This window comes from Hyalangium ruber, assembly GCF_034259325.1.
In the GTDB taxonomy this organism is placed as follows: domain Bacteria; phylum Myxococcota; class Myxococcia; order Myxococcales; family Myxococcaceae; genus Hyalangium_A; species Hyalangium_A rubrum.
This window is the reverse complement of record NZ_JAXIVS010000002.1, coordinates 241,150-259,068: the sequence shown is the minus strand read 5'-3', so window position 1 is coordinate 259,068 and position 17,919 is coordinate 241,150. Positions and strand designations below refer to the sequence as shown.

Sequence of the window (17,919 nt, the reverse complement as noted above, 5' to 3'; positions counted from 1 at the left end):
ATGGGGTGGGCCGCTGTGACAGCCGCGTTGCTGGCGGCCACCCCGGTATTCCACACGCAGGGCGACGTCACGCCCGAGGCCGCCCTGCGCGCCGAGGCCGAGGTGGCCTGGAAGGAGCTGGAGGCGCGGTACGTGGCCGAGGCCGGTGGAAGCCCCACCCAGGCGCCGGCCTCCATTCGCCTCCAGCGCGGCGTGGGGCTGGCGCCGGAGCGCAACGCCCAGGGCCGGCCCGGCCTGGTGGAACTGCGGCAAAACATGCCGGGGGTGTTGGACCCGCGCCTGCGAATGGCGCTGCGGCATGAGCTGGCACACCAGCTCCTGTGGTGGGCGTGCCCCGCCGCCGCCGAGGACCGGCTCTTCCACGAGGCCTTCGCGCTGGTGGTGAGCGGCGAGCTGCCCGAGTGGCGCGAGGGGCCCTACCAGTCCCTCACGGCGGCGGCGGCGGAGCTCGCACGTGCGCCGGCGGTGGATACGCCTCGGGCGAGAAGAGCGCTTTCGCGCATCCTCGGGGAGCAGCAGGGCTTTCCCAAGGCGCTCTCTCGCAGGCTGCGCCAGTGCCAGGACGGAGCGCGCTGGGTGGTGCCCGTCTCCATCGACGAGCTGGCGGACGTGCAGGTACAGGCGTCGCTGCCCGCCACGGTGGTGGTGAGCCGCCATTCGGGCGAGCTGCTGCTGGTGGAGGGAGAGGTGCAGCGCGCGCTGCCCTATGGCTCCACGCTCAAGCCCTTCGTCATCGCTGGGAGCGCCGCGCCGCCGCCGCTCCTCTCGCCGCGCGCGGGCGTGCAGGAGTGGGCCTGTGGTGAGCGGCTGCCAAAGCAGGTGGACGGGCGCACGGCGCTGCTGCGCTCGTGCAACGGGTACTTCCTGGACTGGGCCTCCCACGGAGGTGCCGCGGACTTCGGCCCGTGGGGCGCGGTGCTGTCCGCGGTGGGGCTGACGGGAAAGCCCACGGACATGGCGGACGCCATCGGCCTGCGCTCCACGCTGTCGCTCTCCCCATGGGGCATGGCGCAGGCGTACCGGTTGCTCGCCGAGGCTCGGCCGGAGCTCATCGAGATGATGAAGGAGAACGCCTCGGCCGGGACGCTCTCGGAGCTGACCGCCTCCCGAGCGTTCGCGGGCGTGGCCACGAAGACGGGCACCGTGCGGGACGCGGCAAGCCGGCCGCAGTATGGGTGGATCGTCGCGGTGGACGCGGACGTCATCGCCGTGGTGATGCGGCCGGGGAAGATGCCGCGCAGCTTCGCGGGCGAGGTGCCCAAGGTGCTCGCGCGGGTGCGCGAGCGCGCAGGAACCGAGGCGGCGAGGGTGCAGGTGCTGGGGTTGGCCTCGGCCTCGGAGGTGGAGGCGGGCTGTCCCAGCGCGGGCTTCGCGGTGGACCAAGGCACGCCGCGCGGAGTGCCCCAGGGCTTCTCCCGGATGAGGGACATGGTGGCGCGAGGGCCAGCGGTGTGCCTGGGCAGCCCATGGCGGGTGCGAGTGCCGGGGTTGCCCTCGGAGGGCCGGGACTACGCGGGCATCTTCACGTGGTCCACCCCACCGCCGTACCGGCCGCCCCCGGGAGTGCCGACCACCGAGCGCCAGCGCAGCGCGCGGAGAGGCTCGGACTTCCTCTTCCGCACCACGCGCCTGCAATACACAGCGGGCGTGGTGGCGGCCGAGGACGCGGCGGCCAAGGGCGAGGCGCGGGTGGCGCTGGCGCGCGTGGTGGCGCACAACGAGCGCCACGCCGAGAGTCGGCACGGAGGCCGGCCCATCTGCGACACGACGCACTGCCAGGCCTTCCTCGGCACGGTGCGCGCGAAGCCCGAGGAGGAGCGGGCGCTAAGTCTGCCGCCGCTGCGCTGGAAGCAGTGGCTGCTCTTCTCCCAGGGAGGCGAGGAGCCCTGGCGCGAGGTGCGCCCCCGGGCGAGGGTGGAGGCGCTGCTGGGCTCGGGGCTGGCCTCGCTGCGCTTCGAGGCGGGGCGGGTCTCCTTCATCCGCGCCGAGCGAGAGGGCGGCGCCACCTTCGACACCACGGAGAGCCAGCCGTGCGAGGTGCTGCGCTCGGCGCTGAAGCTGCCCTCCTGTCCGCGCACTGCCTCCTTCGACGGCGCCAGCATCGTCTTCGAGGGCCGGGGGCGCGGCCACGGCGAGGGGCTGGACGTGGAGGCCGCCAAGGCCAGCGGCCTGCGCAGCGACGAAATCCTCGAGCGCGCCTACGGGGCCGAGGGCCCCAAGGGGAACTCCGCGGTGAAGAGCGCGCCCTGACCCGGCTCGCTCTGGACGCGGATGGTGCCGCCCAGGGACTCGAGGATGGTGCGGGTGATGTAGAGGCCCAGGCCCAGGCCGCCGTAGTTGCGCTCGGACACGGCGCGCTCGAAGCGCTCGAAGATGCGCCCCTGGTGCTCCGGCGCGATGCCGATGCCCTCGTCCTTCACGGTGAGCACCACGCGCTCGGCCTGGGCCACCAGCCGGACGTGGATGGGCTTGCCGGCGCCGTACTTGATGGCGTTGGTGAGCAGGTTCTCCACCACCTGCTCCAGCCGCATCCGGTCCGAGTTGCCCACCAGGCTCTCCGGTGCCTCCACGGTGAGCGGGGACTCCACGCGGGTGGCCTCGGGCTCCAGCCGGGAGACCACGTCCCGCGCGACGGCGGCGAAGTCCACCGGCTCCGAGCGCAGCTTGAGCTGGCCGGAGGTGATGCGCGAGACGTCCAGCAGGTCTCCAATGAGGTCCGACAGCCGTTTGATCTGCTTGCGCCCGGCCTCCACGTGCGAGCGGACCTTGCGCACGAAGGGGGAGTCGGGCTCGGCCTCGGCCTCGCGCGCCAGGCTCTGGAGCTTGAGGCTCAGCGGGGTGAGCGGCGTCTTCAGCTCATGGCTGGCGACGGACAGGAACTCGTCGCGCAGGCGCACGGCGTTGCGCACGGCCTCCTCCGCCCGCTTGCGCTCGGTGATGTCGAGGATGAGTCCCACGTAGCCCCGGACGCGGCCCTGCGCGTCACGGTCGGGGATGGAGTTGGACTGGATGAACAGCTTGCGCCCATCCGGCTGGGTGAAATGGCTCTCGTAGCGGATGGTCTCTCCGGCGAGTGCCCGGTGGACGTTGTCCTTCACCTGGGAGTAGCCCGGCTCGCCAAGGACCTCCACCAGCTTCCTTCCCAGGATCTGCTCGGGCTTCAGGCCGAACCACGGCTCATAGGCCTGGTTGGCGAAGCGGTAGCGCTCCTCCTGGTCCACGTAGGCGACGAGCGCCGGCAGCGTGTCGGTGATGGTCTGCAGCCGTGCCGCGCTCCGCCGGGCCTCCTCGCGGCTGGTCTCCGCCTCCTGGCGCGCGCGGACCTGCTCGGTGACCTCGAAGGCGAACATCAGCACCCCATCCACCGTGCCCTGGGGGTTGCGGCGCGGCTGCCAGACGAGGTTCCAATACTTCTCCTCTGGCTGTTCGTTCGCGTAGGCGATGGGGACCCGCACCTCCTGGCCGAACCGGGGCTCACCGGTGCGATAGGTGTCGTCGAAGACCGACAGGAACTCCGGCGAGATGTCCGGCACCACCTCCTGGAGGGGCTTGCCATCCAGCTCCCGGTGGCCCACCGCCTCCTGGTAGGCGGCGTTGGCGAACTCGAAGACGTGCTGGGGCCCGCGCAGGATGATGATGAGGGCCGGCGCCTGCATGAAGAGCTCGTGCAGGTAGGTGCGCTGGGCCTCGGCCCGAGCGTGGGCGGCCTGCTCGCGCGCCAGCAGCTGCGCTCGCTCGGCCTCGTCGCTCTCCGCGCGCTGGCGGGCGCTGACCTGGAACCACGCGACGGCGTACGCCATCAGGCTGAGCAGCACGCCCACCACCCCCACCGCGGGGACCCAGGGCAGCAGCAGCGTCTGCTCGAAGCGGGCCTGCGAGGCGAAGGTGAGGGTCCACGGGCGGCCCGCCACCTCCATGGCCAGGGTGGTGGTGAAGGCGGGCGGGTCGAAGCGCTCCGCTTGGGGCATCGAGTCATACAGCAGGTGCTCGGGGCGGGCCGCCGTCCCGTCGAAGACGCGGAAGGCCACCCGAGGCAGGGGCTCCTTCTGGAAGATGCCGTTGAACAGGTCTCCGGCTCGGAAGGGGCTGTAGACGAACCCCTCCAGCGTCGCCAGGCGCTCCGCCTCGGTCGGAGGCACCTTGCCGCCCAGGTACACGGGGACGTACAGCAGGAAGCCCGCCTGCTTGAGGGGGTCGATCTCCTGCTGGAGGATGACCCGACCCGAGAGGGCGGGTGAACCCGAGCGCCACGCCCGCTCCATCGCCTCGCGGCGCGTGGGCTCGGTGAACATGTCGTAACCCAGCGCCGCCTGGTTCCGGGCATCCCGGGGCTCCAGGTAGACGATGGCGTGGTACTCCTCGCGCGGCTCCTCGGGCCACAGGCGGAACGTGGGCTGGCCGCCTGCCTGGATTCGCGCCACCCAGGCGTCCTTGTCCGCCCGCGGAATCCGCCGGGTGAAGCCGATGCCCTGCACCCCAGGGTCATGCCGCTTCAGGTCGAGCCGCTCCACGTAGAGGTGGAACTCCTCGGGAGTCACCTCCTGGCTGGCGGCGAAGAAGCCCGCCGCCCCGCGCAGCAGCGTCACATCCGAGTCCAGGTGACCGATGATGCGCTCCTCGGTCATCCGCACGAGGTTGTCGAAGCGCGCCGAGTCCCTGGCCCGGGCGGTGGCTCGGAAGAGCACGGTGCTGGCGGCGGTCAGCACCAGGCAGAAGCCGAGCACGGCGAAAGGCGCCAGCGTCGAGCGTCTCGAGATGGAAGGGAGAGCCACGTTCACCGTCGGGAGCTTCGGCAGGGTGCCCAGATACCATTGATCCGTCGAGGCATGTCGGATCGCAACGGTAGCCAGGCACGGCCGGTCGACGGCTTCTGGCCGGTACGAAAACCACAGCGGGCCCCCCTCTGCACCATCCCCCGAAGATGCAGAGAGGCAGGCCCGCTGCTCACTGCCCACCCTGTGTCAGGTGCGCGCTTCAGCTCGCGCTCCCAACTGTCCGCGTGAGACGCGGGTGGCACCTCTGACAATCCAGAGGTCTGGGATTGCCATATCTATTCCCCATGCTAATGCTCAGGGTAAGAAGTCGGCAACCCCCAAGACTCCCTAACAGCTCGTTTCCTCAGCTCTTTTTTTCCCACGCGCAGACTGGCGGTGGAACTTTTCAGCGCCGGCGTATAGCGGGGAAAACCAGTTTTGGTCGAATTAAATTTTTTGAGCCGTCATTGAAGAGAAACCGTTCGATGTCGAGCGAACGAGCAGGCGTGCCATCATCCCCGAAGCCGGGAGGGGCCTCACGCCATGATTCCGTTCAACGAGTTCAAGGGCATCGAGGTGTCGGGACGCAACGTGCTGGGTCTGGTGCAGGCGTTCGGACAGTTCAAGTCCATCGCCAGTCAGATCCTCCTGGCCGAGGGGCTGGGGCGCAAGGGCTCTGATGGGCTGGTGGTGGTGGACACGCAGTCCTGGTACCCGTTCGACGCGTTCCTGCGAGCGTTCGCGCGCGCCAGCCAGCAGATGGGCGACTCGGTGCTGCACCAGATCGGCGTGTCGGTGATGAAGACGGTGGAGTGGCTGCCGACCATCAAGGACGTGAAGACGATGATGGAGGCGATGGACGCCAGCTACCACATGCAGCACCGCAAGAACGGGCGGCCGATGTGGGACCCCACGACGGGCCACATCAAGGAGGGGATTGGCCACTACAAGTGGAAGCCGCGCCCCGACGGCAGCATGGAGGTGGAGAGCAACAACCCGTACCCGTGCGCCTTCGACAAGGGGCTGCTGTTTGGAGGCATGCGTCGGCTCAACGCGACGGGCTCCATCCTCCATGACGAGATGTCGCCGTGCCGCAAGAAGGGCCACGCCTCCTGCATCTACATCGTCCGGGCCTAGCCTCTGTTCGAGCTCGAAGGCGTCTCCAAGCGATTTGGCGTCACCCAGGCGCTGCACCCGGTAGAGCTGCGGCTGCCGCCCGGACGCACCACGGTGCTGCTGGGCCCCAGCGGGTGCGGCAAGTCCACGGTGCTGCGGCTGATGAACGGGTTGCTGCCGCCGGACACGGGCCGGGTGCTGTTCGATGGGCAGCCGCTGCCAAGCGAGGAGGCGGCGGTGCTGCGGGTGCGCCAGCGCATGGGCTACACGCTCCAGGGCGGCGGGCTCTTTCCCCACCTCACGGCCGGACAGAACGTGGCGCTCATGGCGAGCTACCTGCGGTGGCCCCACGCGCGGATCCGCGCCCGGCTGGAGGCGCTCGTGGAGCTGACGCGCTTTCCGGCGGAGGCGCTGGAGCGCTTTCCCGCGCAGCTCTCGGGTGGGCAGCGCCAGCGGGTGGGGCTCATGCGCGCGTTGATGCTGGAGCCGGACGTGCTGCTGCTGGACGAGCCGCTGGGGGCGTTGGATCCGATGGTCCGCTCCGAGTTGCAGGTGGACCTGCGCGCCATCTTCGCGCGGCTGGGCAAGACGGTGGTGCTCGTCACGCATGACCTGGCGGAGGCGGCCTTCCTGGGACAGCACGTGGTGCTGCTGCGGGACGGGCGCGTGGTGCAGCAGGGGACGCTCGCCGAGCTGGAGACGCGCCCGGCGGACCCCTTCGTCACCCGCTTCATCCAGGCGCAGCGGCTGACGTTGGAGGGCGGCGCGTGAGGGCCTGGCTCGCGGGCGTGCTGCTGGTGGGGCTGGCCGCGTGTCTGCCGCAGACGGCGGAGGCGCCGTCCGAGGTGCGGGTGGGCTCCAAGAAGTTCACCGAGTCCGTCATCCTCGGGGAGCTGGTGGCGCGGCTGGCGCGAACCACGGGGACGCGCGCGGTACACCGGCGCGAGCTGGGCGGCACGGCGGTGCTCTGGGAGGCGCTCCGGCGCGGGGAGCTGGACATCTATCCCGAGTACACCGGCACGCTGCGCCAGGAGCTGCTGTCCGGACGCAACCTGAAGGATGACGCCGCGCTCCGGGCCGCCCTGGCCGCCGAGGGCCTGGGGATGAGCGCGCCGCTGGGCTTCAACAACACCTACGCGCTGGGGGTGAAGGAAGCGGAGGCTGAGCGCCTGGGCCTGCGGCGCATCTCGGACTTGCGCGCGCACCCGGAGCTGCGGCTGGGCTTCAGCAATGAGTTCATGGACCGCGCCGACGGGTGGCCGGCCCTGCGAGACAAGTACCAGCTGCCCCAGCGGGAGGTGAGCGGGCTGGACCATGACCTCGCCTACCGGGGCCTGGAGAGCGGCGCCATCCAGGTGACGGACCTGTACTCCACGGACGCGGAGATCGCCGCCTACGGGCTGCGCGTGCTGGAGGATGACCTGAAGCACTTCCCCGCCTACGACGCCGTGCTGCTGTACCGGCAGGACTGGGCGGCGCGAAACGCGAGCGCGCTGGAAGCGATCCTCCAACTGGAGGGACACATCTCCGAGCGGGAGATGGTGACGCTCAACGCGCGGGCGCGGCTGGAGCGCGTCTCCGAGTCACAGGTGGCGTCGGAGTTCCTTGCCCGCGTGCTGGGCCTGGAGTCACAGGTCCGCGAGGAGACCCTGGCCGCGCGCGTGTGGCGCCGGACGCGCGAGCACCTGTTCCTGGTCCTGGTGTCGCTGCTGGGCGCGGTGGCGGTGGCGGTGCCGCTGGGCGTGCTCGCGGCGAAGTGGGCGCGCGTGGGGCGGGGCGTGCTGGGGCTCGCGGGCATCATCCAGACGGTGCCCTCGCTGGCGCTGCTGGTGGTGATGATTCCCCTGCTGGGCATCGGCTCCCGGCCGGCCATCGTGGCGCTGTTCCTCTATGGACTCCTGCCCATCGTGCGGAACACGGCCGCGGGGCTCAGCGGCATTCCAGAGGATCTCCGCGAGTCCGCCGAGGCGCTGGGGCTGCCACCGCTGGCCCGGCTGTGGCGCATCGAGTTGCCGCTGGCCTCGCCGTCCATCCTCGCGGGCATCCAGACGGCGGCGGTCATCAACGTGGGCACGGCGACGCTGGGGGCCCTGATTGGCGCGGGGGGCTACGGGCAGCCCATCCTCACGGGCATCCGGTTGGACGACACGGGGCTCATCCTGGAGGGCGCGGTGCCCGCCGCGCTGCTGGCGCTCGGGGTCAGCGCGCTGTTCGAGGGCCTCGAGCGGCTCGTGGTGCCGCGCGGGCTGCGCGTGTCACAGCGAGGATGAGGGGAGCGTGGCGCTCTCGCGAGGCCGAAGCTCCGCCCGGGGCGCATCCTCCGCCAGCCCCGCCGCGCTCAGCCGCACGAGGGAGAGCCACACGAGGTCCGCCAGCAGCAGGTGGACGAGCTGCATCCACACGGGAGCGAGCAGCACCAGGTTGATGAGCCCCGCGCCCAACTGCACGGCGTAGAGCACGCCCACCGCCGTCGCGCTTCGCTTCACCTCGGGCGAGGGGCGCAGCCGGGCCAGGAGCGAGGCGGCCACCACCACCAGCGCGCCGACGACGATGGCCAGCACCGGGTGCAGCACGCGCAGCCGCAGCAGCACGTGCGCCGACTCGGACATGTCCTGCCGCAGGCCCTCCGCGAGGCTCGTGGCGGGGAACAGCGTGTCTCCCAGCGCCGCGATGGCGCCGCTCACGCCCAGCAGCATCACCCCCGCCACCACCGCGGCCACCAGCCCGCCGGCCAACCCCTGTCCTCGCAGCGCCACACGCGAGCGACCGCCAGCCCACCACGCCGTCAGCCCCTGGGCGCCAATGAGCAGGAAGGTGTTGATGAGGTGAGCCGCCATCCAGAACCCGCGCCCGGTGGACTTGTCGTGCGCCACGTACTGGAAGAGCACCAGCCCCGCGCCGATCGCCGCCTCGGTCAGCATGAGGATGAGCGCCGCCACCGAAGCGCGCCGCGCCGGGTGTCCAGGGGCATGGGCTCGCAGGCCCCACACGGCCAGGACCACGGCCAGCACCATCGCCAGGCCGCTCGTCACCCGGTGCGTGTATTCGATGAGGGTGGCCACGGTGGGCTCGCGCGGGATGACCACCCCGTTGCACACCGGCCAGTGGTCCCCGCAGCCCGCCCCGGAGCCCGTGGCGCGCACGAAGGCGCCCCAGAGCACCACGGCCAGGGTGTAGAGGAGCACGGCGTAGCTGAAGACCTGGAAGCGGCGGGACGAGGCGGGAAAGGTCATCGAAGCGGCGACCCCGGCGGGCGGAGGGCTCCTCCCTAACGCACTTTTGCGCCAGGCGCCTCTCTTCACAGTCCGGGAACTTGGACGCCCGTCCACCGGGCGAGACTGTGACTCCACTGTGCCCTGCGGCAGGGCATGGACTGGAGCCCCCTCCGCCTGAGGATCCAAGGACTTGGCCCGTCCCGGGAGCATGGGGCCGGTGCTGGCACGGCAGGTGCTTAAGCCCATCCCGTCCGCCCTGACGAAGCGGATGGCTCGGGATCCAGGTCAACATCCCGAGGTGACCGTGGGCTGAGGCGAACTCCCCCCGTCTCGGCCCACGGTCATCGGTCGTTGAGTGTCTTCTTTCGTGAGTGTTGGCGCGTCGCGGATTGGGGTGGGCCTGATACTCCCCCCGGTCCGCGACGCGATTTTTCCGGGCAGTGCTTAGCCTCACTGCGTGAACCACGACCCGTCCCCGCTGTCCTCAACCCCACAGCACCGGCTGTACCGGCTGGAGCAGGCACTGGCCGAGGGCCAGGAGCGCCAGGCGCAGGCCATGGAGGCCTGGGTGCGGCAGATGGGCCGCCTGCCGAGCAGGCAAGAGCGCCGCCACTGGGAGAAGCGGTGGAAGAAGCAGGCGAGGCGAGCGGCGAGGCGGGCGGAGCGCAAGACGCGCCGCGCCGAGCACTCGGCCCGCGAGGAGGCCTCTCGCAACCCGGTGCTCGGCATCGTGTACGCGGTGGGCGCGCTGGTGACGCTGCTCATCGCCCTGCGCTACCCACGGGCCTACTGGTGGCTCATCTTCATCGCCGTCTTCGTCTTCGGGCAGATGGCGGCGCGCCAGCTCCTCCCCCGGCGGACGCGGCAGGGCAGGCCCCTCGCGGAACCAGAAGGGGCCACCCTTCCCGAGCCGCTCCCGGTGGAGCCCGTGGATCCACGCATGGCCCGGGTGGACGCGCTGTGCGACAAGCTGTTGGCCGAGCTGAGCACGGGGTCAGGGGCGCTGCGCGACGTGGTGCATGCCCCCGAACAGACGGTGGAGGCGCTGCGGCGCAGCTGCCACGCGCTGCTCAGCCGGGAGCGGGAGCTGCGGACGCTCATTTCACCCGAGGACGAGCGCAGGCTTGCGGAAGAGCGCGCGTCGCTCTCGGCCCGGGTGGAGGCGGAGGCGGACGCGGTGGTGAAGGAGCGCCTCGCCTCGGCGCTGGCGGTGCTGGACGAGCAGCGGCGCCAGCGAGCGGAGCTGGCCACGGCGGCCGCGCGCCTGGAGGCCGAGCACACGCGGCTCTACTACACGCTGGAGAACCTCTACACGCAGGTGCTGCGGGTGCGCACGGCGGACGCGGCCTCGGAGGACGTGGCGGGTGCGGGCTTGCGCCGCAGCGTGGAGCAGCTGGGCACGGAGATGGAGGCGGTGACGGAGGCGCTGGAGGAGGTCCACCGCGCCCCCGGCACGCGGGTGCCTACTCGCTGACGGAGGCCTGGGTGGGCGGCGCGGTGGTGCCCGAGGTGATGCGCACCGTCTTCGCGTTGAGGAACTCGCGAATGCCGTGCAGCGCCAGCTCGCGGCCGTGCCCCGAGTGCTTCACCCCGCCGAACGGCAGCCGCGGATCCGAGGCCACCATGGCGTTGACGAACACCATGCCCGTCTCGATGCCATCGATGAAGCGGCGCGCCTCCGCCTCGTCGTGCGTCCACACGCTGGCGCCCAGCCCGTAGGGAGAGTCATTGGCGAGCGTGATGGCGTGCTCCACGTCCCGTGCGCGTGAGAGCACGGCCACCGGGCCGAACAGCTCCTCGCACGCGGCCGGAGAGCCCGGCGCCGCGTCCGCCAGCACCGTGGGCGGGTAGTAGAAGCCCTGCCCCGAGGACAGCTTGCCGCCCACCAGCAGCCGGGTGCCCTGCGCCACGCTCTTCTCCACCTGCGCGTGCAGCCCCTGGCGGATGCCCTCGGTGGCCAGGGGGCCCACCTCCGTCTTCGCCTCCATGGGGTCGCCCACCACCACCCGGCGCATGCGCTCCACGAAGCGCCGCTCGAACTCGGGGTAGATGGCCTCGTGGACGATGAAGCGCTTGGCGGCGATGCAGGACTGGCCGTTGTTGATGAGCCGCGCCTTCACCGCCGTCTCCACCGCCAGTTCCAGCTTCGCGCTCGGCATGACGATGAACGGGTCGCTCCCGCCCAGCTCCAGCACCACCTTCTTCAGGGCCCGGCCCGCCTGGCCTCCCACCGCGCGCCCCGCCCCCTCGCTGCCGGTGAGGGTGACCGCCTTCACGCGCGGGTCCTCAATCACGCGGGCGATGTCCCCCGTCTCGATGAGCAGCGTCTGGAAGGCGCCCTTGGGGAAGCCCGCGCGCAGGAACAGGTCCTCGAGCGCCAGGGCGCACTGCGGCACGTTGTGCGCGTGCTTGAGCAGGCCCACGTTGCCGGCCATCAGCGCCGGAGCGGCGAAGCGGACCACCTGCCAGAAGGGGAAGTTCCACGGCATGATGGCCAGCACCGCGCCCAGCGGCTGGTAGCGCACGAAGCTGCGGTCGCCGCCGACGTCGATCGACTCGTCGCGCAGGTACGCCTCGCCGTGCTCCACGTAGTAGCGGCAGGCCGAGGCGCACTTCTGGGACTCGGCCTTGGCGGCCTCGAAGGGCTTGCCCATCTCCTGCGTCATGAGGCGGCCGAAGTGCTCGGCCTCGCTCTCCAGCAATTCCGCGGCGCGAGCCAGCCAGCGCCGCCGGTCGGCCAGCGCGGTGTGGCGGTAGGCGCGGAAGGTCTCCTCGGCGAGCTTCAGCCGCGCTTCGAGCTCCTCTGCCGAGTGAGCGTTGAAGCTGCGGAGCGTCTTTCCGGTCGTCGGGTCGATGGTGGCGATGGCCAAGTGCGTTCCCTCCGGAGGGCAGTGATAGCAGCCTGGGCCGGGAGGACAACGGCGCTGAAGGGAGGGCCGTTCAGGGATGTACGCCTGGACCCGCACCGGCCGCCAATTCGACCCCAGCCCCGGGCCGGGTTACTCTGTAGGTAGGGTTTCCCCCTGTCCGCAGCCCGGAGCCGTCATGAGCTACGAAGTCGTCCGCGCCCGCCGCTTCAACCCGGTGATCGCCGGAGCGCTGTCCTTCTTCGTTCCGGGGCTGGGGCAGCTCTACAAGGGCCAGTTCTGGGGCGCCCTGCTGTGGTTCCTCTTCACGGGGGTGGGCTACGCCCTGTTGGTCTTCCCAGGAATCATCCTCCACTTCTTCTGTGTGGTGAGCGCCGTGCTGGGGAACGCGGCGCGGGACCGCATCCGCGTGTCCTGAACCCCCGGCCCCCGGGCGGGACTCTGTGTACTACCCGGCGGCGGCGCGAGCGAGAAGCCCCCCAGGCGCGGCGGGAGTGCATAGGGTGGGCGCATGTGGCGTCCCTTGCGCGAGTGGAGCTCCCTGCTGCCAGGCCCGGATGGGGCACGACTGCTCGTGATGTTGCTCGTCATCGTGGGCTGCTGCCTGGGCTTCGTGGTGCTGGCTGACGAGGTCCTCGAGAAGGACACGCAGACCTACGATGAGGCCATCGTGCGCGCGCTGCGCAAGGCGGACGCTCCCGAGGTGCCCGTGGGGCCCCGGTGGCTGCGGGGAGCGGCGCGGGACGTGACGGCGCTGGGCAGCGGGACGGTGCTGACGATGGTCACCCTGGCGGTGTGCGGCTTCCTGGCGCTGGTGCGCCACTTCCGCTCGCTGCTGCTGGTGGCCGGCTCCACGGTGGGCGGGGCGGTGCTCAACAGCGTGCTCAAGGAGCTCTTCGCCCGGCCCCGGCCCTCGGTGGTGCCGCACCTGGCCGAGGTGTTCGCCCCGAGCTTCCCCAGTGGCCACGCGATGCTGTCGGCCATCGTGTACCTCACGCTGGGCGCGCTGCTGTCGCAGCTCACCTTGCGCCGGCGGCTCAAGGTGTACGTGCTGACCGTGGGGATGCTCCTGAGCTTCCTGGTGGGGCTGACGCGGGTGTTCCTGGGGGTGCATTACCTCACGGATGTGCTGGGCGGGTGGATGGCGGGACTGGCCTGGGCGTTGCTCTGCACGCTGCTGGTGCGCGCGGTGAAGCGGCGCAGCCCGGCGCTGCGCGAAGAGGTGCTCAAGGGCGCGGACACGTCCGAGCAGATGCCGGACGTCTCGGGTCGGGAGCCTGGGTAGCGGCGCTCGGGCGGCGCCCGCCCAGGGGGCCCACGAAAATCCACCCTCCCGCGTCGTGCGAGGCGTAGGGTGGGCCCGCGGATGAGAGGCTGGCTGGAGGAATGGAAGGCACGGCTGCGCCCGGACCGGGCTCGGGTCCCCGTCTTCTACGACGCGTCCTACCGGCTGCCCTTCCTGGGCCTGGAGGCCTCCACCGGCATCGAACCGCGCCGGGTGGACTTCACCACCTGGTACCTGCTGGAGACGGGCGTGGTGCGCCCCGCCCAGGTGTACCGCCCGCTGCCCGTCTCGTACGCGCAGCTGGCCCGGGTGCATGAGGCGTCCTACCTGAAGGCCCTGTCGCGCCCGGAGACGCTCGCGCGCATCTTCGCGGTCGAGCCCTCGGACGTGGCGGTGGACGCGCTGCTGGACACCCTGCGGCGGGTGTGCGGCGGCACGCTGGAGGCGACCCGGTTGGCGCTGGCACAAGGGCGCGCGGTGGCCAACATGGCGGGAGGCTTCCACCACGCGGCGCCGGGCCGGGGCGGCGGCTTCTGCGCCCTCAATGACATCGCCGTGGCGCTCGCGGAGGCGCGTGCCCAGGGCTTCGAGGGCCAAGTGGTGGTGGTGGACCTCGACGCGCACCCACCGGATGGCACCGCGGAGTGCGTCGCGGGGGATGCGAAGGTGTGGGTGGGCTCGCTCTCCGGCAGCGACTGGGGGCCTCCGCCGGGAGTGGATGAGGTGCTGCTGCCGCGAGGGTGCGGTGACGCGGAGTACCTCGCGGCGTTGGAGGCGCTGCTGGGCCGCATGCCACGCGCGGAGCTGGCCTTCGTCATCGCGGGCGGCGACGTGCTGCGGGGGGACCGCTTCGGCCTCATGGGGCTGAGCCTGGAGGGAGCGCGCGCGCGGGACAGGGTGGTGGCGCGAGCGCTGCGGCGAGTGCCCTCGGTGTGGCTGCCCGGAGGCGGCTACCACGAGGAGGCGTGGAAGGTGTTCGCCGGCTCGGTGCTGGCGCTGGGCGGGCGGGGACATCGGCCCATCGAGGCGCGGTTCGATCCGCTCAGCGCGCGGTTCCAGCGCATCTCCCGGATGCTGGCGCCGGAGGCGTACTCGGACTGGGAGCCCATCACCCAGGAGGACCTCGAGGGAGCGCTGGGGCACGGGCTGCCGCTCCAGGAGCGGGTGCTGGGCCACTACACGGCGCAGGCGCTCGAATACGCGCTCTATCGCTACGGCCTGCTCACGCACCTGGAGCGCCTGGGCTACCAGCGGCTCCGGGTGGAGGTGGGCTCCACGGGAGCGGGGGACCGCACCCAGCTGCTCGGGCAGGCGGACGGACAGGAGCACCTGCTGGTGGACTGTGTGATGGAGCGCCGCCGGCTGGGAGAGGAGGACTACCTCTTCGTGAACTGGCTGGCCCTGCGCCATCCCCGGGCGCGGTTCAGCGCGGTGCGGCCGAAGCTGCCGGGCCAGGACGTGCCGGGGCTGGGCCTGTCGCGCGAGGCGGTGGAGGTGCTCATTCGCATGGCGGAGCGGCTGAAGCTGGCGGGCGTCGCGTTCCGGCCCATGTGGTACCACCTGGCGGTGGTGGCGAGTGCCCGCCTGCGCTTCCTGGAGCCAGCGCGGCAGGGGCGCTTCGAGGCGCTGAGGAGGGACCTCGCGCACCTGCCGATGCTGGAGGCGACACGCAGGGTGGCGGAGGGGCGGGTGCTCCTCAACGGTCAGCCCTACGCGTGGGAGGCCGCCGACATGGTGTCGAGCCACGCTCCGAGGACCGAGGACTCGGAGGCCATCGCCGCCGAGCGCGAGTGCTGCCACTTCACCGTGGCGGGGGCTTGAGCGGCGTCAGTGCTGCACGGCGAGGATGCGCCAGTTCTTCACATCGATGGCGTAGACGGCACCCATGTCCAGCACGGGGCCGAGTCCCATCTCGCAGGCGCCCGGACGTGCGGCGAAGTCGACATAGACCAGGCTCTCGGAGTGGGACGTGACGAACACGTCGTACGAGTCGCGTCTGTAAAGGCATTCCTCGCGTGGCGTCGCCCCTTTATGCGGTTTGATGTCCCAGGGCAGGAAGTCCTCCATGGCCAGCTGGATGGCGGCGAGCTGGATCCCGGTCAGGTGCAGGCTCGAGTCGTTGGGAACATCGATCGGGAACTCGACGCCCGCGGCCTCTTGCGGCGAGGCACGCACCGGACGCGGAGGGCGCTGGAAGAGCGCGCAGGCGGGGAGCAGGGCGCAGAGCGCCAACAGCAGCGGACGCTTCAGCGAGTCAATCGTCGGCACGGGTGATCACTCCGGTGGCCTTGTGTTCGAGCTTGATGAAGCCGATGAGCTTCCACTGCTTCCCCCTGCGCTCGTACAGCTCGCCCGGGCGCTCCTCGTTCAGATAGGGAACGAGCTTCTGAACGAGGCATGCGTTGTCGAACTGGAGGCGGATGGAATAGACCTGATTCGCGCTGAACCGGTCTTCCAGGCTCATCTTCGAAGGCGACCAGGGATGGCTGTGATAGTCGCCGAGGGGGATGCTCTGTCCGCGCGCGTCTTCGACGATGCGCGGCACGTAGCAGTTCTTTCGGGGGGAGACGACTCCCATCCGGGTGTCGCTCAGGGGGGAAGGGTGGCTGGCGTAATAGGTGCCGTCACCCAGCGAGTAGATGACGCCGCAGTACTCCCGGCCATGGTCCTCCTCCTTCGCGCGGGGCAGGCGCATGATGGCCGGGCAGAGCTGATCAATGACGTCGTCCGCGTCGCGGGACGGTTGGACGGCCTCCCAGGGCCCACGCACCCAGACCCGGCCGTCTCTCACGCCGTAGGTCTCGGTGTCGCCTGTGGGCTGAGGGCCGCCGGCACACCCCAGCACCCCCCAGCACAGCAGTGAAAGCCCTCGAAGGAGCCACATGGAAACCTCAGGAAAACCCGACTAACTCGTACAAGGTGGCTTATACGGTTTTCCCTGGCTTCATGCAATGCGCGACCACCTCATGAGTAGTGCGGTCGCACACCTCGGTAGGTCACATCACGGGAGGGGTCTCCCGGAGCACATCCTACCCAAGGGGTTGGCTCACGGCAACCACGGCGGGCCGGATGGGGATGCGGAAGCAGAACAGCGTGCCCTTGGGGGGATTGTCCTCCACCCAGATCCACCCGCCGTGGGCCTCCACCACGCGCCGGCAGAAGGCCAGCCCCAGGCTGTTGCTGGCCCGGGCGCGGGCGGCGGTGGGCACCCCGTCGGGCAGCTGGCTCTCGAAGACATAGGAGCGCGAGGCCGAAGGAATGCCCGGGCCCTCGTCGCGCACCCGCAGCTCCAGCAGGCCCGGCTCCGGCTGGCTGGCCTCCATCGCCACCTTGCCGCTGCCCAGCTGGGTGAAGCGGTACGAGTTGTCCAGCAGGTTGTCCAGCGCGCGCCGCAGCAGCTCCCGGTCCGCGGTGATGAGGCGCTCCGTCACCCGCATGCCGTGGGTGAACTGGCGGTGGCTGCCGTGGATGCGAACGCCGAAGTCCCGCGCCACCTCCGCCAGCAGCGCGGTGACGTCGAACTCCGCCATCCGCGTCACCAGCGGCGCGTCCTCCTGGCTCGCCTCCAGCAGGTTGGCCACCAGCCGCTGCACGCTCTCCGTCCCCTCGCGGATGTCGCGCGCCGCCCCCCGCACATCCTCGGGGAGCTGGGTGCGGCTCTGCACCAGCGCCGCGTGCGAGTGGATGGCGCTCAGCGGCGTCTGCAGATCCTTCACCACCAGCTGCAGCAGCCCGTCCTTCTGGCGCTTGAGCCGCGCCAGGGCGTCGCGCTGCGAGCGGCTCTCGGCCTCTCTTCGCTCCAGCTCGCGCACCCGCAGCCGCAACTGGAGCTGGCTCTCCACCTGCCGGCCCAGGGTGTCCAGCGCCTCGGCCTGCTCGGCCGTCAGCTCGCGCGGCACATGGTCGATGACACACAGCGTGCCCAGGTTGTGCCCGCTCAGGCTCTTGAGCGGCGTGCCCGCGTAGAAGCGCACATGCGGCGCACCCGACACGAGCGGGTTATCGTGGAAGCGCTCATCCCGGGTGGCGTCGGGTACCACGAACAGCCCGTCCTGGAGGATGGCGTGCGCGCAGAAGGCCAGGTCTCGGGATGTCTCCGTCGCCTCGATGCCCACCCGGGACTTGAACCACTGCCGGGTGTGGTCCAGCAGCGACACCAGTGCGATGGGGACTCCGCACAGCCGCGAGGCCAGCCGCGTCAGGGCGTCGAAGGCCTCTTCGGGCGGCGTGTCGAGGACGGCATGGGCCGCCAGGGCTTCCAGGCGCGCGCCTTCGTCCGGAGGCAGGGGGGCTGTCTTCATGGGGGTCCTCTCGATGAATAGTGGACGGTAGTGACGCCCCCTCCCACCCACAGGCCTTGGGTGGGTTTCCTGTCCCCAAGGGCGAGCCAGGTGTCCGATACTGGGAGTCTCACCCGCTCGAAGCGTTCAGTACCGGGCGCTTCACGAGGTAAGGAGATGACGCACCTCGTCAACGCGCCAGAAAGAAGCCTTCCTCACGCCTGTCGCCGGGACCTTCCCTGGAGGACAGTGGGCAAATGGAGGGAGCAAAGGTCTCTTGTTTGCTGGGCAAGGAGTGATTCCAGGCTCCGTTGACTTTTCTTCAGAACCACCCCCTGATCAGCCTGTGCGGCAGGCCGCTGGGAGGGGGGCAGAGGCAAGCAGGACCCCAACGGCGGCCAG

Annotated in this window: 14 protein-coding genes; 8 read left to right on the top strand and 6 right to left on the bottom strand. The window is 70.8% G+C overall.

The window, feature by feature from the left end:
- Complete coding sequence (locus tag SYV04_RS06140) at positions 1-2,250, top strand: SpoIID/LytB domain-containing protein (protein WP_321544674.1); 2,250 nt, start codon at positions 1-3, stop codon at positions 2,248-2,250.
- Here the strand turns inward: SYV04_RS06140 and SYV04_RS06135 are convergent.
- Positions 2,199-4,778, bottom strand: coding sequence for a CHASE domain-containing sensor histidine kinase (locus tag SYV04_RS06135; protein WP_321544673.1), 2,580 nt, complete (start codon positions 4,776-4,778; stop codon positions 2,199-2,201). The two genes, SYV04_RS06140 and SYV04_RS06135, sit on opposite strands and share 52 nt — an antisense overlap.
- A gap of 519 nt (positions 4,779-5,297) precedes the next feature.
- Between SYV04_RS06135 and SYV04_RS06130 the strand changes: the two genes are divergently transcribed.
- The 3 genes from SYV04_RS06130 to SYV04_RS06120 are packed head-to-tail and all read left to right on the top strand — an operon-like array spanning position 5,298 to position 8,140.
- Positions 5,298-5,891 carry a hypothetical protein gene (locus SYV04_RS06130; RefSeq protein ID WP_321544672.1) on the top strand — a complete coding sequence of 198 codons (594 nt, stop codon included), beginning with the start codon at positions 5,298-5,300 and terminating at the stop codon, positions 5,889-5,891.
- Positions 5,892-5,894: 3 nt separating this feature from the next.
- Positions 5,895-6,641 (top strand): ATP-binding cassette domain-containing protein, encoded by a 747-nt coding sequence (locus SYV04_RS06125; protein ID WP_321545231.1) that lies wholly within the window; start codon positions 5,895-5,897, stop codon positions 6,639-6,641.
- Positions 6,638-8,140 carry an ABC transporter permease/substrate-binding protein gene (locus SYV04_RS06120; protein ID WP_422723912.1) on the top strand — a complete coding sequence of 501 codons (1,503 nt, stop codon included), beginning with the start codon at positions 6,638-6,640 and terminating at the stop codon, positions 8,138-8,140. The genes SYV04_RS06125 and SYV04_RS06120 overlap by 4 nt, the downstream gene beginning before the upstream one ends.
- Here SYV04_RS06120 and SYV04_RS06115 read toward each other — a convergent pair.
- A complete protein-coding gene (locus tag SYV04_RS06115; protein WP_321544671.1) occupies positions 8,126-9,103 on the bottom strand; it encodes a COX15/CtaA family protein in 978 nt (325 codons plus the stop codon). The genes SYV04_RS06120 and SYV04_RS06115 overlap by 15 nt on opposite strands.
- Before the next feature lie 439 nt (positions 9,104-9,542).
- On the opposite strand from SYV04_RS06115, the gene SYV04_RS06110 reads away from it, so the two are divergent.
- Positions 9,543-10,559, top strand: coding sequence for a hypothetical protein (locus SYV04_RS06110; RefSeq protein ID WP_321544670.1), 1,017 nt, complete (start codon positions 9,543-9,545; stop codon positions 10,557-10,559).
- Here SYV04_RS06110 and SYV04_RS06105 read toward each other — a convergent pair.
- Positions 10,549-11,955, bottom strand: coding sequence for an NAD-dependent succinate-semialdehyde dehydrogenase (locus SYV04_RS06105; RefSeq protein ID WP_321544669.1), 1,407 nt, complete (start codon positions 11,953-11,955; stop codon positions 10,549-10,551). The genes SYV04_RS06110 and SYV04_RS06105 overlap by 11 nt on opposite strands.
- A 175-nt stretch (positions 11,956-12,130) precedes the next feature.
- On the opposite strand from SYV04_RS06105, the gene SYV04_RS06100 reads away from it, so the two are divergent.
- From SYV04_RS06100 to SYV04_RS06090, 3 genes are all read left to right on the top strand, one after another.
- Positions 12,131-12,370 carry a DUF5683 domain-containing protein gene (locus SYV04_RS06100; protein WP_321544668.1) on the top strand — a complete coding sequence of 80 codons (240 nt, stop codon included), beginning with the start codon at positions 12,131-12,133 and terminating at the stop codon, positions 12,368-12,370.
- Positions 12,371-12,463: 93 nt separating this feature from the next.
- Positions 12,464-13,237, top strand: a complete 774-nt coding sequence (locus tag SYV04_RS06095) for a phosphatase PAP2 family protein (protein ID WP_321544667.1) — start codon at positions 12,464-12,466, stop codon at positions 13,235-13,237.
- Positions 13,238-13,318: 81 nt separating this feature from the next.
- Positions 13,319-15,058 (top strand): histone deacetylase family protein, encoded by a 1,740-nt coding sequence (locus SYV04_RS06090; RefSeq protein WP_321544666.1) that lies wholly within the window; start codon positions 13,319-13,321, stop codon positions 15,056-15,058.
- A gap of 6 nt (positions 15,059-15,064) precedes the next feature.
- Here the strand turns inward: SYV04_RS06090 and SYV04_RS06085 are convergent, their stop codons facing one another.
- The 3 genes from SYV04_RS06085 to SYV04_RS06075 all read right to left on the bottom strand — a co-directional run bounded on the left by SYV04_RS06085 (position 15,065) and on the right by SYV04_RS06075 (position 17,538).
- Complete coding sequence (locus tag SYV04_RS06085) at positions 15,065-15,505, bottom strand: hypothetical protein (protein WP_321544665.1); 441 nt, start codon at positions 15,503-15,505, stop codon at positions 15,065-15,067.
- Positions 15,492-16,121: a hypothetical protein gene (locus tag SYV04_RS06080; RefSeq protein WP_321544664.1), complete on the bottom strand. Its 630-nt coding sequence runs from the start codon at positions 16,119-16,121 to the stop codon at positions 15,492-15,494. Before SYV04_RS06080 ends, SYV04_RS06085 begins: the two co-directional genes overlap by 14 nt.
- Before the next feature lie 145 nt (positions 16,122-16,266).
- Positions 16,267-17,538, bottom strand: coding sequence for a GAF domain-containing sensor histidine kinase (locus tag SYV04_RS06075; protein ID WP_321544663.1), 1,272 nt, complete (start codon positions 17,536-17,538; stop codon positions 16,267-16,269).
- Positions 17,539-17,919 lie beyond the last annotated feature (381 nt).